12 protein-coding genes are annotated in these 15687 nt (G+C 47.6%); 11 read left to right on the top strand and 1 reads right to left on the bottom strand.

Features of this window, described 5'->3' with window-relative positions:
- From B2X00_RS04145 to tilS, 3 genes are all read left to right on the top strand, one after another.
- On the top strand, positions 1-1296 hold a 1296-nt coding region (locus B2X00_RS04145), incomplete at its 5' end, for an OB-fold nucleic acid binding domain-containing protein (RefSeq protein WP_349677037.1).
- A 15-nt stretch (positions 1297-1311) separates the two neighbouring features.
- Positions 1312-2268, top strand: a complete 957-nt coding sequence (gene accA / locus B2X00_RS04140) for an acetyl-CoA carboxylase carboxyl transferase subunit alpha (RefSeq protein WP_290486237.1) — start codon at positions 1312-1314, stop codon at positions 2266-2268.
- 9 nt (positions 2269-2277) lie between these two features.
- Positions 2278-3618 carry a tRNA lysidine(34) synthetase TilS gene (gene tilS, locus B2X00_RS04135; RefSeq protein ID WP_290486236.1) on the top strand — a complete coding sequence of 447 codons (1341 nt, stop codon included), beginning with the start codon at positions 2278-2280 and terminating at the stop codon, positions 3616-3618.
- Between the two features lie 10 nt (positions 3619-3628).
- Here the strand turns inward: tilS and B2X00_RS04130 are convergent, their stop codons facing one another.
- Entirely contained in the window at positions 3629-4483 is an 855-nt protein-coding gene (locus B2X00_RS04130) for a GGDEF domain-containing protein (protein WP_290486235.1), read from the bottom strand.
- A gap of 195 nt (positions 4484-4678) precedes the next feature.
- Here B2X00_RS04130 and B2X00_RS04125 point away from each other — a divergent pair, with 195 nt between their 5' ends.
- The 8 genes from B2X00_RS04125 to B2X00_RS04090 form a co-directional block, all read left to right on the top strand.
- Positions 4679-6643, top strand: coding sequence for a monovalent cation:proton antiporter family protein (locus B2X00_RS04125; protein WP_290486234.1), 1965 nt, complete (start codon positions 4679-4681; stop codon positions 6641-6643).
- A 150-nt stretch (positions 6644-6793) separates the two neighbouring features.
- Positions 6794-8059 (top strand): efflux RND transporter periplasmic adaptor subunit, encoded by a 1266-nt coding sequence (locus B2X00_RS04120; protein ID WP_290486233.1) that lies wholly within the window; start codon positions 6794-6796, stop codon positions 8057-8059.
- A gap of 12 nt (positions 8060-8071) precedes the next feature.
- On the top strand, positions 8072-11251 hold the full coding sequence (locus tag B2X00_RS04115; protein ID WP_290486232.1) for an efflux RND transporter permease subunit: 3180 nt from the start codon (positions 8072-8074) through the stop codon (positions 11249-11251).
- A gap of 158 nt (positions 11252-11409) precedes the next feature.
- A complete protein-coding gene (locus B2X00_RS04110) occupies positions 11410-12129 on the top strand; it encodes a DUF599 domain-containing protein (protein WP_290486231.1) in 720 nt (239 codons plus the stop codon).
- A gap of 4 nt (positions 12130-12133) precedes the next feature.
- Complete coding sequence (astE, locus tag B2X00_RS04105; RefSeq protein WP_290486238.1) at positions 12134-13165, top strand: succinylglutamate desuccinylase; 1032 nt, start codon at positions 12134-12136, stop codon at positions 13163-13165.
- A gap of 145 nt (positions 13166-13310) precedes the next feature.
- Positions 13311-14498, top strand: a complete 1188-nt coding sequence (locus tag B2X00_RS04100; protein WP_006955709.1) for a thiamine pyrophosphate-dependent dehydrogenase E1 component subunit alpha — start codon at positions 13311-13313, stop codon at positions 14496-14498.
- Positions 14498-15475 (top strand): alpha-ketoacid dehydrogenase subunit beta, encoded by a 978-nt coding sequence (locus tag B2X00_RS04095; protein WP_006955708.1) that lies wholly within the window; start codon positions 14498-14500, stop codon positions 15473-15475. Before B2X00_RS04100 ends, B2X00_RS04095 begins: the two co-directional genes overlap by 1 nt.
- A gap of 11 nt (positions 15476-15486) precedes the next feature.
- A partial coding sequence (locus tag B2X00_RS04090) for a biotin/lipoyl-containing protein (protein ID WP_290486230.1) occupies positions 15487-15687 on the top strand: 201 nt, incomplete at its 3' end.

The raw sequence follows: 15687 nt of genomic DNA, 5'->3' as shown, positions 1-15687 counted from the left end.
AAAGAAGGTGCTGAAGCCAATGGTGTTGATGGCGAACTGTCCATGAAGATCTTTGACTTGGTAGAGAAGTTTGCGGGCTACGGTTTCAACAAGTCTCACTCGGCCGCATATGCGCTAGTCTCTTACCAAACCTTATGGATGAAAACGCACTATCCTGCTGAATTCATGGCGGCGGTCATGTCGGCTGACATGGATAACACCGATAAAATTGTCACCTTAGCGGATGAATGCGAACGCATGGGCTTAGTGCTGCTTCCTCCGGACGTCAACAAAGGCGTGTATAAATTTACGGTGGATGACGAACAACGCGTAGTCTATGGTATTGGGGCTATTAAAGGTGTGGGTGAGGCACCCATTGAGGCGATTTTAGAAGCGCGTAACGAAGGCGGTCCATTTACCGACTTGTTTGATTTTTGCTGTCGAGTTGATTTAAAGAAACTGAACAAGCGTGTCCTTGAGCGTTTAATTCGTGCGGGTGCAATGGATAACTTAGGTCCGCACCGAGCAAGTTTGATGGCTTCGCTAGAGAAAGCGATGCGTCAAGCAGTGCAGCACCGCCAAGCGGAGAGTATTGGGCAAGCCGACATGTTCGGTGTATTAACGACGGAACCTGATGCAGTCGAACACGAGTTTGAGAAAGTACGACCATGGCCAGAGGCCGTTTGGCTAGAAGGTGAGCGTGAGACATTGGGATTGTATCTTACTGGTCATCCCATCAACCGCTTTCGAGAAGAGTTGCAGCACTATGTCGTAGGCGCACTGGCAAACGTCAATGAAACTCGCAAGAATGAATATGTAGGTGTAGCGGGACTGGTGATTGATGTCCGTGTGATTACCAATAAACGTGGACAGCGATTTGCCATTGTTACGCTAGACGATAAAAGCGCACGTATGGACGTGATGCTGTATAGTAATGAATACGAAAGTTACCAACACGTGCTCGAAAAAGACAGAATTTTGTGGGCAAAAGGTGAGGTACGATTTGATAACTTCTCTGGCAGTAATAGAATGGTCGCTAGAGAAGTAATGACAATTGAACAGGCACGTGCCAGTTTTGTTAAACATCTGGCCATCACGGTGACCGGTGAACAGATTGAAAAGGGTCTGACTAAGCGTCTTGCTGAGACAATGCGACCCTTTGCACAAGGCACCTGCCCAGTAAAAATTCATTACCGAGGTGAACGCGCGTTGGCCTCGATGAACGTTGGAGCTCAATGGTATGTTGAGCCAACTGACGAACTAATACATCATTTACAGGATCTACTGGGTGAACAGTGGGTCACGCTCGAGTTTTAGAGGAAACATTAAATAATGAGCCTAAACTTTTTGGATTTTGAACAACCGATAGCCGAACTCGAAGCCCAAATTGAAGAATTAAAGAATGTTGGCGAACGTGGTGAGCTTGATATAAACATCGAAGAAGAGCTCAAACGGCTTAAACAGAAAAGTAAAGAGCTGACCGAGAAAATTTTCTCGGAGTTAGGTGCATGGCAGGTTGCTCAATTAGCGCGTCATCCACTGCGCCCTTATACCCTCGATTACATCAAGCGCATTTTTACTGAGTTTGATGAAATGGCTGGTGACCGTGCTTACGCTAATGACGAAGCGATTATCGGTGGCGTGGCGCGTCTTGATGGCAAGCCTGTGATGGTCATTGGTCAACAAAAAGGACGCGAGACGAAAGACAAAATTCGTCGCAACTTTGGCATGCCCAAGCCTGAAGGCTATCGTAAAGCATTACGCTTAATGGAAACCGCCGAACGTTTTAATATGCCAATTATTACCTTCATCGATACACCGGGTGCTTATCCAGGTATTGGTGCTGAAGAACGTGGCCAGAGTGAAGCGATTGCGCGTAACCTGAAAGTCATGGCGCGTCTTACTGTACCTATCGTTTGTACCGTAATTGGCGAAGGTGGCTCCGGTGGTGCTTTAGCGATTGGCGTAGGCGACCGCGTTAATATGCTGCAATACAGCACGTATTCAGTTATCTCGCCAGAAGGCTGTGCGTCGATTCTTTGGAAAAGTGCCTCGAAAGCTCCGTTAGCGGCCGAAGCAATGGGTGTTACTGCGGACAAGAGTAAAGCACTGGGGTTGATCGACACGATTATTCCAGAGCCGCTAGGTGGTGCACATCGCAATATGGATGAAATGGCGAGTCGCTTAAAAGCTCAATTAAACGCTGACTTAGGCGAGCTGATTGGCCTTGATAAAGAGCAACTGCTCGATCAGCGCTATCAGAAGTTGATGTCCTTCGGTTATTGCTAATAGCCGACTATGAACACCAAAACGCTGTATTCTAAATTTCAGCACAGTTTACAGCGCCTAGAATTAGTGCCCGGGCAACAACTCGTTGTTGCCTTGGGTGGTGGCGCAGATTCTCAAACTATACTTGATTGTTTAAACCGCTTCCGGCAAGAAAACCCGCTATACGCCTATCTTGCTATCCATCTCGATCATCATTTTCATCCCGACTCCCCGTTATGGGCACAGACCATTAAGCAAAGTGTCGACGATTACGGCATGACGAGCCACTTTGAAGACTTAGTGTTTGAACAGCAAACGCGAGTATCTAAAGAGGCGATGGGGCGTGAACGCCGTTATCAACGTTTAGCGGCGCTTACCGATGACAACGCGGTTATCTTATTGGGTCAGCATCGCAACGATCAAATCGAGACCTTTTTGTTGCAATTAAAACGTGGCAGCGGACCCCGCGGTCTTGCTTCTATGGCTGAGGTGCAACCCTTCATCGGACAAAGGCGACTGGTGAGGCCGTTACTGGATATTAGCAAAGAAGAGATTTTAAGTTACGCTCACGAACGCGAATTGACCTGGATTGAAGATGATACTAACTATGATACCCAGATTGAACGTAATTACTTGCGTCATGAAGTGATTCCCAAGCTGGAGCAGCGCTGGCCTCAGTTCGGTCGCAGCGTACTGCGTTCAGCGGCGCTGTGTGCCGAGCAGGATGCACTGCTAGATGAACTCTTGGCTGACAAGCTCAACGAGGCATGGTGTCAAAACTATTGGTTAGGCACGGGACTCAGCGTGGCTCAGCTGAGTGATTACTCGGAGTCGCTGCAACGCGCTGCTATTCGTTTTTGGTTAACGCGGCATACCGATTGTCAGCGCATGCCGTCACATGCCCAACTACAAGAAATTCAGCAACAAGCACTGAATGCTTCGAGCGATGCAAAAGTCGAAGTGCGCTTGGGCGCGGCTAGCGTTTATTTATATGCCAAGGCATTGTGGTGGTTTGAGACCGATACTCAATCGCCTCAGTTATATGAGCAGGGTGCCCAGCTAGCTCGTCCATGGGATCGCGTCAAATGGCAACTTACTGAGGATCAGCAGAGCCAAGTATCGATTGAACTTACCACGGTCGCACAATTATCGACGCCAATAAAATCACAGAAACTCTACCAACCAGGTCGACAGGGTGGGAAGTTACTCCGTGCGTGGTTGAAGCAAGCACGCGTTCCATGGTGGTTACGCGACGATTTACCCGTATTGCTCGTTGGGGATTGGTTATGGTTGCCTTTGTGCGGCTGGCTAACTTGTACGGATTCGTCAATCCCAGCCCCCTTCAAAGTCAGCTTTGAGCGCTCGGGGTAATACGTGCGTGTTAATGACTATCAAAGATATGGCATGCGCCACCGGCACGTTTCGCAGCATACATATTTTCGTCGACTTGGGTTAATACCTGCTCGACACTGAAATATGGATGAACGCGTACCGAGCCGGCACTGAGCTTGATATCATACTGGCTTATTAGTGACTGTTCGCATATTCGTTGTTGCATACGCTTAAAAAGCGCATGTGCAGAGCGTAGATCGGTTTCACGTAAGAGTAATAGAAACTCGTCCCCACCAAACCTAACCGCAACATGATCGTGATCAATTTCTTCGCCAATGATGTTAGCAATTTCTTGTAGGATCTCATCACCAACTTCATGGCCCTCGCGATCATTGACGTGTTTAAAATTATCCAAGTCAATCATCATCACTGAGTGTATTCGTTGATCCGCATTTTTAATGAGTTTAGCGAGCTGGGGCTTAATGATGGTACGGTTGTAGAGTTGAGTTAAAGGGTCGCGCGAGGCGAGCTGGCTCATTTGTTGGAATGCCAACAAGTTCCGTAGCGGAAAGACAAGATGAGCGTGCATCTTTTTGAGTCGTAACTTTTGCAAAAATGAAAGTGGCTGCAGAAAAGTGTACGTTATTTGCCCGAGTAGTTGGTCATCAGCATAGACTAATACCGCATGCTCGGTTGCTGTGGGCCCCTCTTGTATCAGCACATGGTGATGCAAAGACTCGCTTTCGAAGCGAATCTGTTTTATTGGAATGCGGGTGTTCAAATGAGCGGCAAAAAGTGCAAAGAATTCACTTACATCCAAGGTTGTTTGTAAGCGCTCCGCAAGTGAACGTGACTTCTGCCAGTCTTCGCGACGTGACAAATAGCTCGAAAGTTTTTGTGGCATGCTACATTTATCGCTGTTTTTTGAATTGACTTTATTTAACATGACGTCGAGTTATTATTGATAATGCGAGTTAAAGCAAAATTTGTGCCACAGGGTAAAAATCAATTAATATCATGTAGTTAAACAACTACACTAATTGTCACTTTAACAGTGTTATTATTTTGACAGCATAAGCACAACGATGAGGAGAAACCTATGTACGGCACATTTGCCAGTCTACTAATGTTACTCGCAGTGGCCGTAGTGTTGGTATGGGCGTTTCGACGCATTAAGTTGCCCGCGATTTTGGCTTATCTAACCGCTGGGGTCATCGCAGGACCCGATGTAATGGGTTGGATAGCCGACCCGAATGAATACCACCTGATCGCAGAACTCGGTATTGTGTTGTTGCTTTTTTCTTTAGGGTTAGAGTTCTCGCTACCCAAGATGCTCGCAATGCGGCGTTGGGTATTTGGTTTGGGTTCGGCTCAAGTGCTTGTATCACTGGCCTTATTCATGGGGCTAGGACTTTGGTTGCTTGATAGCCCAACAGCCGCACTCGCTGTAGCTGGAGCGCTCGCACTTTCCTCAACCGCGGTGGTGATAAAACAACTTAGTGAAAGCTCGCAAACGGCAACGCGACGCGGACAAATGACTGTCGCCGTATTGTTATTCCAAGATATCGCGGTCGTTCCTCTATTAATTGCTATCCCGCTCCTTGCAGGACAAGGCGGCGAAAATATTGTTTACAGCCTATTGTTAGCGCTGCTTAAAGGTGCGGCTGTGATCACAGTATTACTATTGATTGGTAAATGGGTTTTACCGTACTTATTTCGTGAAATCGCTCGTCAGCGCACTGACGAGCTGTTTGTACTCGCTACGTTATTGGTGGCTTTGGTCGCTGGCGGCCTGACGCATTTATTTGGTTTGTCGATGGCACTTGGGGCCTTTTTAGCCGGTATGATGCTGGGCGAAAGTAAGTATAAGCATCAACTCGAAGCCGATATTCGTCCTTTTCGTGACATTTTAATGGGGCTGTTTTTTACCACGGTCGGTATGCAACTGTCGCTTAACGCGGTGGTTTTCGAGTTTCATTGGATAGTCGCGACGTTGCTGGTTATGGCGCTGATTAAGGTATTGTTGATTCAAGGCGTAGCGCGCATGATGGGTGAACACCGACGTGATGCTTGGGCGGCGGCAGTATCGTTATTTCAAATGGGTGAATTTGGCTTTGTACTTGTGTCGTTGGCTGCGTCCTATGGTCTTTTAGAGCCTCGGATCAGTTCCATTCTGATTGGTGTGGGTGTGTTAAGTATGGCGATTACCCCATTAGTCATTCAAAAACTACAGCCTTTGGTCGCGTTCTTGGCACACGATGAGGGTGATTCATCAGGTATCCGCTCGGATCAATCCGAAGAAGAACAAGCGGCTCCGGCGCTTATTTGTGGTTTCGGGCGGGTCGGGCAGACCGTATCACGATTCCTAGAAGCTGAAGGTATTAAACATGTCGCGATAGATAACGACCCGATGCGGGTGCAAGAAGCGGTGGCAGGTGGCGCCAAAGTGTATTTTGGAGATAGCGCTAAGCGCGATATCTTGCGTGCCGTCGGCGCGCAACACGCACCATTGATTGTGATCAGTTATGCCGACGACACCTATGCGATAAAAACCTTGAAAGAAATCCGCGCGATGAACGAAGACGCCTTTATCTTAGTACGAAGCCGCGATGATAGCCGTTTGACTGCGTTGCAAGAAGCCGGCGCTTCGCAGGTTGTGCCGGATACGCTAGAAGCGAGTCTGATGTTGATATCGCACGTACTGAATCGTTCAGGTGTGCCTATTCGTCGTATTCTTACGCGTCTGGAACAAGAGCGACGTAATCACTATGGCGATATGCATGGCTTTTTCCCGGGTTCGCATACGGATATGGATCCCGAACGGCTAGAGAAGCTCCAGTTTTTGCATGCCGTACCGTTGCCTCAACACGCATGGGCGGTCGGTAAGTCGGTAGAAGAGTTAGACTGGTCTAGACGTAATGTAGAGCTTAAAGCGATTCGCCGTGATGATGTCGAAGTGACTGATTTGACTGATCAAATTGAGTTAGCAGTCGATGATGTTGTGTTGTTAAGTGGTAAGCCGGCTGCGGTGGAAGCGGCAGAACGGTGGCTACTAGAGGGATAACAAGGGTTTCAGCTACGTTTGTAATAGTCCGTTACAACTTAGGGGGTCAAACTCATAAATAGCAACACATCTGTGCTAACAATTTACATTTATTGCGGCGATAATAAGGCTATAACAAAATATTCTTAACCAATTGACTGAGCGACAATTATGAAGATTAAGAAAAGAGCCTTTATCCCACCGATGATTATAGTTTTGTTTATTGCGCTAGCCGTAGTCGCTAGTATGGCGGGTAAGCCGCCTGAGAAAAAACAAAACGTTAAACCCGCCCCAATGGTCGAAGTGAAAGAAGTTCAACCTGAGAACATGACGTTTATCGTCGATTCCCAGGGTACGGTTCGACCGAAACACAGCACCCAGCTGTTATCAGAAGTGAGCGGCCAGATTATTGAAATCGCCGATAACTTTAATGCCGGTGGCTTTTTCAGCAAAGGCGACATGTTGTTGCAGATTGACCCAAGTGATTACAAGGTCGCTGTTCAACAAGCTAAAGCACAGTTGCTACAAGCCCAAGCTTCGCTTGAGGAAGAAAAAGCACGTGCGCGTGTCGCTGAAGAAGAGTGGGCAATGTTTAAAGATGGCGAGGCACCTGCCTTAGGTCTTCGTAAGCCTCAGCTAGCGAGCGCGCTATCAGCGGTTGAATCCGCCGAAGCAAACTTAGCGATGGCACAGCGTAACCTCGAGCGTACGACGATTCGTGCGCCATTCGATGCGATCTTGCGCTCTAAACAAGCTGACTTAGGTCAGTTTGTCGGCTCAGGCAGTCAAATTGCCATGCTTTATGGCACCGGTACTGCCGAAGTTCGCCTACCATTAAGCGACTTAGATACAACGTACCTTGATATGCCAAGCGAAGGTAAGCAACCTACGGTTCATTTGCAATCGATGGTAAACGGTATAAGTACTGACTGGCAGGGCCGTTTAGTTCGCACTGAAGGCGTTTTAGATGAAAACAGCCGCGTTATTTATGGCGTGGTAGAAGTCGACGACCCATATAATCTAGAAGGCAACACGCACAACGCCACTTTGCGTTATGGCCGTTTTGTTGATGCCAAAATTGAAGGACAGTCGGTATCGAATGTGATGAGCGTGCCGACTTACGCGATCAATGAAGACAGCTCAGTATGGATTGTCGATGATGAGCGAGTGCTTAAGCACCGTACGGTGCAAGTGATTCGCACTCAGAGTAATGATTCGATTATCAGTTCGGGCCTCGAGCGAGGCGATAAAGTGGTACTGACTCAGTTAGCTAATCCGTTGCCTGGAACACCCGTTCGCTTAGAAGGCGATCCGCTCCCTGCGCAAATGGAATCGACAGCACAAAAAGAACAACAAAGTGGCGACAACAAGCAGTCTGCCGAGTCGGATAGTAGCGAAGCCGGTAATGAACAAACGGCGAGCAACGCGAACCGCTAAGAGGTCATGACGATGAGTACAGAAGATACTAATAAAGGCATTATCGCATGGTTCGCGCGCAACTCGGTTGCCGCTAACCTGCTGTTATTCCTGATTGTTGTTGCGGGCGTAATGTCGATATTTAGCGTTCGCAAGCAAATGTTCCCAGAAATTTCATTAAACGTAATCAGCATTCAAGTGCCTTTCCCAGGTGCTGCGCCACAAGAAGTAGAACAAGGCGTTATTATGTTGATTGAGGATGCGCTCGAAGACGTTGATGGCGTTGAAGAGATGACATCGCGTTCACAGGAAGGCCTCGGCTCAGTCACTATTGAAGTTGAACCCGATTACGATGTTCAAGTAGTGATGGACGAAGTTAAAATGCTGGTGGACGCCATCCCGAACTTCCCACAACAAATTGAAAAGCCCAACATCTATCGCGTGCGACCTAACCGCAACGTGATCTGGATGACTGTTTACGGTGATGTGACGGAGCGGCAGCGCAAAGAGTTGGCTAAAGAAGTTCGTGACGAGCTTAAACAAGTAGGCGGAATTACCAAAGTTGAAGTCGTGGGTGCACGTGGTTACGAAATCGCTGTAGAAATTTCGCAAGAAGATCTCGAACGCTATGGTTTGAGCTTCCAGCAAATTGTTAATGCAGTGCGCGGCACTTCGCTCGATGTCGCCGGTGGCTCTATTAAAACACCTAACGGCGATATTTTATTGCGCGCTAATAATCAGGCGTACGTGGGTGATGAATTCGAGAAAATCGTGTTGATTAGTCGCCCTGATGGTACTCGTTTAACCTTAGGTGACATTGCGCAAGTGACCGACGGCTTTGTCGAGACCGAAGCGTTCACCCGCTTTGATGGCAAGCCAGCGACTTTTGTGCGGGTTAACTCGGTAGGCGATCAGAACGATCTTAAAATCGCTGAAGTGGTGAAAAACTATGCGGAACGTAAAAATGCTTCGCTACCTGATGAAGTAAAAGTCGCGTATTGGGGGGATTCGTCATATTACCTGCAAGGCCGTCTCGACCTCATGTTAAATAACATGTGGATGGGGGGCTTGTTAGTGTTCCTCATGCTGTCGTTGTTCCTACAGCTACGGTTAGCGTTCTGGGTAATGATCGGCATTCCCGTGTGTTTCTTAGGTACAATCGCGCTAATGCCGCTGCCGATGTTTGATGTGTCCATTAATATGATCTCCTTATTTGGGTTCATATTGGTGCTCGGTATAGTCGTGGACGATGCCATTGTCATAGGCGAGAGCGCCTATACCGAGATCGAAGAAAACGGCAAATCGATAGATAACGTTGTGCGCGGTGCGAAGCGCGTTGCGATGCCAGCAACGTTCGGTGTCTTGACCACCATGGTGGCGTTCGTGCCCATGTTGATGGTGGATGGTGGTATGGGCGCAATCTGGGAGTCTATTGCCTGGGTTGTCATCCTGTGCTTAATGTTCTCATTAATTGAGTCTAAGCTGATACTGCCCGCGCACATCGCCAACATGAAGTACTCGAAAGATGGCAAAGATAAACCGAATGCGTTCCAGCGTTTCCGTAATCGCTTTGCTGCGGCGGTGCAACGTTTTGTACAAGGTTATTATCGTCCTTTCCTGAAGAAGTGTCTTCACTATCGCTATACAACGTTAGCGACATTCGTGGGCATGTTGATCTTAATGGTTGGCTTGATTAGTGGTGGTATCGTACGCTGGGTTTTCTTCCCCGATATTCCGAGTGACTTTATTCAGGCAAACATTGAGATGCAGCCCGGAACGTCGGAAGAGCGTACTATTGAAGTCTTGAAAGCGGTCGAGAACGGGCTTAAGTCGGTTGATGACACTATCGCTGAAGAAGAGGGCTCAGGTGTTGTTCGTCATACCAATATTTGGATGAACGGTAATACCGGCGGCACTATCTTTGCTGAATTGAAAAAAGGCGAAGAACGTGAGATCGACGGCTATGCGATTGTTAATAAATGGCGCGAAAATGTGCCTGAATTAGCCGGTGTACGTACCGTTAACTTCCAAGGTGGTATTGGCGGCGGCAGTGGCTTCGATATTGAGTTCCAGTTGACGGGACAAAACCTCGACCAACTTAAATCCGCGGCGGATGAGCTGAAGCAAGTCATGTCGACTTATGATGGTGTGTTTGATATCGAAGATACATTCGGTGACGGCAAAGATGAGATTTTGCTAAAAACCAAACCACTCGCAGAAGCCATGGGCATTGATCTGGGCGAGTTAGCTACGCAAGTGCGTTATGCATTCTATGGCGCTGAGGCTCAACGTATTCAGCGCGGCGACGAAGAAATTAAAGTCATGGTTCGCTACCCTGAATCTCAGCGTCAATCGGTGGGTAACTTGCAAGATATGAAGTTACGGACTGCAGACGGCGGCGAGATTCCGTTTACCGAGTTAGCGGAGATTGAACATTCGAAGGGTTATGACACCATTACGCGTATCGATCGTCAGCGTTCAGTCAACGTGAGAGCTCGTGTTAACAAGGATGAAGTCGAGCCGTCTAGCATTGTGCAAGAGATCCGCAATGTGAAGTTGCCTGAAATCTTGGAGCGTCATCCAAGTGTTGGCTTTGGTTTGCAAGGCGCAACTCAGGACGAGGCGGAAGCGACCAGCTCACTGGCAGTCGGTGGTGTATTAGCGATGTTTGCAGTATACGCGCTGATGGCGGTGCCGCTGCGCTCATACAGTCAACCTTTGATCATTATGTCAGTGATTCCGTTCGGTATCATCGGCGCGATTATTGGCCACTGGATTCTGGGTATGCCGGTAAGCATCCTGAGCTTGTTCGGTATTATCGCCTTAGCCGGGGTCGTGGTGAATGACTCCTTGGTGATGGTCGATTATGTCAACCGAGCGCGTGAGGCGGGTACACAATTGCGTCATGCGGTGTTAGATGCCGGTTGTCGACGCTTCCGTGCAATTACTCTGACTTCATTGACTACATTCTTTGGCTTATTGCCAATCGTGTTAGAGAAATCTTTGCAGGCGAAGATCGTTATTCCAATGGCGATCTCCTTAGCGTTTGGTATTATTTTCGCAACGATTATCACCTTGTTGCTGATTCCATGTCTCTATCTGATTTTGGATGATGCAAAACGCAACACGCAAACAATGTTGTCTTGGTATGGTTTAGCGAAACCACCTAAACCCAAGGAAGAGACCACTGAAGAAGCATTAAAAGATTACTAAGTTAATGCACGCTAAAAAGCCGAGCCACTGAGCTCGGCTTTTTTGTGTCTGACCGAAATTACAACCCCGTGTAAATTTAAAATCCGCTCATCAAAGTTGTCATAAACTGTTAACATAAGGCGATTAATGTAGGCACAATCAACAGGCACGGGGACGCTATGCTGCTATCAGTGATCGACATCATTGTTTTGTTGTTCTTTTTTGTTTGCTGGATAGGTTATTCCCTGTTCGCGCGTAAACGCGCTAAAACCACACACTGTCTGTCGAGTATTCTGTGTGAGCTGCGTATCGACTGGATGCGGAACGTGATGCACAAAGACAATCAAATTGCCGATGCGTCACTTATTGGCAACGTCGAGCGTACAGTGACGTTCTTTGCTTCGTCGACCATTCTGGTGTTGGCAGGTGTAATTACTGTACTCGCGCATGCCGATCAGGTGGTTGATGTCCTCAACGAACTGCCGCTAACACCCACCGCACACGTGAATATGGTGCAGTTTAAGCTTGCTGTGCTAGCGCTTATATTTATCTACGCCTTTTTCAAATTTACTTGGGCTATACGGCAGTTTGGTTTCGTATCGGTGTTGCTCGGTGTCAGCGTAAATTATCAGCAAAATCAGCGCCCAGAAGAAGAACGGGAAGAGTTTGCTCGTCATGCTGCGAAAGTATTGGACCAATCCGGTCATGAATATAATAAAGGCTTAAGAACGTATTATTTTGCACTCGCGTACATGTCATGGTTTTTGCACCCTGTGATGCTGGTGATATCAAGCGCCATCGTCGTCTGGGTACTGTACCGGCGTGAATATAAATCACGGGTATTACGTGATTTGCTAGCGACCAAAGGGTTTGTCCCCGGGAAAAAAGTGAAGGAGTAAGATGGTGGACCAAGTGTTTAGCAATTTTCTTAACTGGACTCGAGAACATGAGTGGGGCTACCCCGAACAATTTCAGAAAACACTAGATAACGGTACTCAATTAACGGTTTGGGACAGTGGCGTGCTGGTTGTTGAACCGAAGCATACTGGCGACAAAGATATTATTTTATCCTGTGCTGTCCATGGTAACGAAACCGCACCGATTGAAATTTGCAGCGATATTATTCAGGACATTATTTCGGGTAAGCAGACAGTCGCTCATCGCGTTCTGTTTCTAATTGCAAACCCGGCTTCAATTAATATTGAACAGCGGTTTGTCGAAGAAAATATGAACCGTTTATTTAGCGGTGCGCATAGCCAAGGCGATAAACAAAACAAAGAACGCGAGCGTGCGAAAGAAATTGAAGGTTATTGCGAGCGTTTTTATGCATCGGCCCCAAAGGGGGAGCGTCGCCGTTATCACTATGATCTTCACACGGCGATTCGTGACTCGAAGCGCGAAAAATTTGCCGTTCATCCATTTACCAATGGTCAGCCATATCACCGTGAACAACTGCAATTTTTGCTCGCTTGTGGCGTTGATACCATTTTATTAAACCAGCAGCCGACCACAACATTCTCCTATTTTTCATATAACAATTTCGGGGCTCAGGCATTTACCGTTGAGCTGGGTAAAGTGAAAAAATTTGGCGAGAATAATCGAGCGGATTTTCAAGCGGCAGAAGATACGTTGCGCCGTTTAGTCGGGGAGCAAGCGCTCAGTTTCCCTGAGTTTGAACCAGAACAGCACTTTATGTTTGCTGAAGCACAGACGATTAATCGTCAACACGAAGAATTTGAACTTAATTTCGCCGATGACGTAGCTAACTTTACCGCTTTTGATAAAGGCGACCTATTAGCGGTTGATGGTGGTGAAAATATTTACGCAAAGCATGATGGCGAACACATTATTTTCCCTAATGCGCAGGTGGCATTGGGGCAACGCGCTTTGTTGACCGTAATCCGAGTGCCGACAGAATCACTCGAGCTGGTCTAATCTCCGCATAATATTTGTTAAAACTGTTCGTTTCCATTTACACTAGGCCCACTGGATATTCTCCCGTGGGCTGTTTGCATGACACTTTACGTAAAGGTAAAGTAGCGGCAACTTTACACCCTGCTTAAAACCGAAAGAGAAGGTTATGGCCAAGGATAAAAAACACAATACAGAGATAGTGACCCAGTCACAGTGGTTTGACAGTGACTCAGTAACTATTCCCATGTTGCAGCTTCTTAAAGAAGACGGCAGCTTACATAAAGGCGTTGAGATGCCAGAGTACGATAAGGATCTCATCGTTAAAATTCATGACACCATGTTGTTCATCCGTACCTTGGACGAACGCATGATTGCCGCACAACGCCAAGGTCGTATTAGCTTTTACCTGGCTTCGCGTGGCGAGGAAGCTGAAAGCGTGGCTTCAGCGGCGGCGTTAGACCAAGGCGATATGATCATGGGTCAGTACCGTGAGCAAGGCGCGCTGGCTTATCGTGGATTTACTGTTGAACAGTTCATGAACCAGTTGTTCTCAAATGAACAAGATCTCGGTAAAGGGCGTCAGATGCCGGTTCACTATGGGTGTCGTGAGCTTAACTTCATGACTATCAGTTCGCCACTGGGTACTCAGATTCCACAGGCGACCGGTTACGCGTTTGGCCAAAAAATGGATAAAACCGGCAAATGTACTATTTGCTACTTCGGCGAAGGTGCTGCCTCTGAGGGTGATTTCCACGCTGCACTGAACATGGCATCAGTTTATAAAGTCCCCGTGATCTTCTTCTGCCGAAATAACGGTTACGCAATTTCTACACCGTCTCAAGGTGAGCAATACGGCGGCGACGGTATTGCACCTCGCGGTATTGGTTACGGCATCAAAACTATCCGTGTCGACGGTAATGATGTGTTTGCTGTGTTGAAAGCAACCCAAGAAGCACGTCGTCTCGCCGTTGAAGAAGATGAGCCGGTATTAATCGAGGCGATGTCTTATCGTATGTCGGGTCACTCAACCTCAGATGATCCGACTGGCTACCGTACACGTGATGAAGAAGACGAGTGGAAGGTGAAAGATCCGCTTGAACGTCTGCAAAAGTGGATGCTGAACGAAGGTTGGTTGACCGAAGAGCACATCACCAGTCAGCATGAGAAAGTTAAAGCCAGCGTTTTAGCAGCACTGAAAGAAGCCGAGAAAGTGCCAGCTCCTCACATTGATGAACTTATCAATGACGTTTATGACCAACCGAATGAGTTGCTAAAAGAACAGCTTGAAGAACTTAAAGAACACATTCGCAAATATCCGGATGCCTATCCGAAAACGTCGGGGAGACTGGACTAATGGCTAAAATGAATTTACTACAAGCCATCAACAGCGCCTTAGACCTGGCGATGGCTAAGCACGACAACGTATATAGCTTCGGTGAAGACACTGGTGGCTTCGGTGGTGTATTCCGCGCGACCTCAGGCTTAACTGAGAAATATGGTAAACACCGTAACTTTAATACGCCGCTCGTTGAGCAGGGCATTATTGGTTTCGCGAATGGCTTGGCATCACAAGGTAGTTACGCCGTTGCAGAAATCCAGTTCGGCGATTATATCTTCCCAGCGTTTGACCAAATCGTTAACGAATCAGCTAAATTCCGCTATCGCTCAGGTAACGAGTTTAACGTCGGTGGTTTAACGATTCGTACGCCGTATGGAGGTGGTATTGCAGGGGGTCACTATCACTCGCAATCTCCGGAAGCCTATTTTGCACATACGCCGGGGCTAAAAATCGTCATGCCACGTAACCCATACGAAGCCAAAGGGTTATTGCTGAGCAGTATCTTTGACCCCAACCCAGTTCTGTTCATGGAGCCTAAGCGCTTATACCGTGCTTCAACCGGTGATGTACCCGAGGAAGAGTACACGATTCCTCTCGGTCAAGCTGAGGTGGTTAAAGAAGGCGCTGACATCACGCTACTCGCGTGGGGCGCTCAAATGGAAATGACTGAAAAAGCGGCTGAACTTGCTGAGAAAGACGGTGTTTCATGTGAAATCATCGATCTGCGCACGATTTTGCCGTGGGACGTAAAGACCGTCACTGAGTCAGTGTTGAAAACGGGACGCTTAGTTATCAGCCAAGAAGCGCCGATAACCAGCGGCTTTGCGAGCGAAATTGCAGCGACAGTACAAGATAAATGTTTCCTGTATCTCGAATCGCCGATTGCGCGCGTGTGTGGTTTGGATGTTCCTTATCCATTGTGCCATGAGAAAGAATATATGGCGGATCATCTGAAGATCTACGAAGCCATTAAACGCACGATGAACTACTAAGGGTCAATGTCATGAGTAAAGATTTTATTCTGCCGGATATTGGTGAAGGCATCGTCGAGTGTGAAATTGTTGAATGGCTTGTAGCCGAAGGCGATACCGTAAAAGAAGACCAGCCGGTTGTTGAAGTAATGACCGACAAGGCGATGGTTGAAATTCCTGCGAAGGATGATGGCGTTGTTGAGAAGCTGTATTACCAGAAAGGTGATATCGCA

Source organism: Idiomarina sp. UBA3162 (assembly GCF_002364475.1).
GTDB lineage: Bacteria > Pseudomonadota > Gammaproteobacteria > Enterobacterales > Alteromonadaceae > Idiomarina.
The sequence above is the reverse complement of the archived record's forward strand: the minus strand, read 5'-3'. Positions and strand labels throughout refer to the sequence as shown.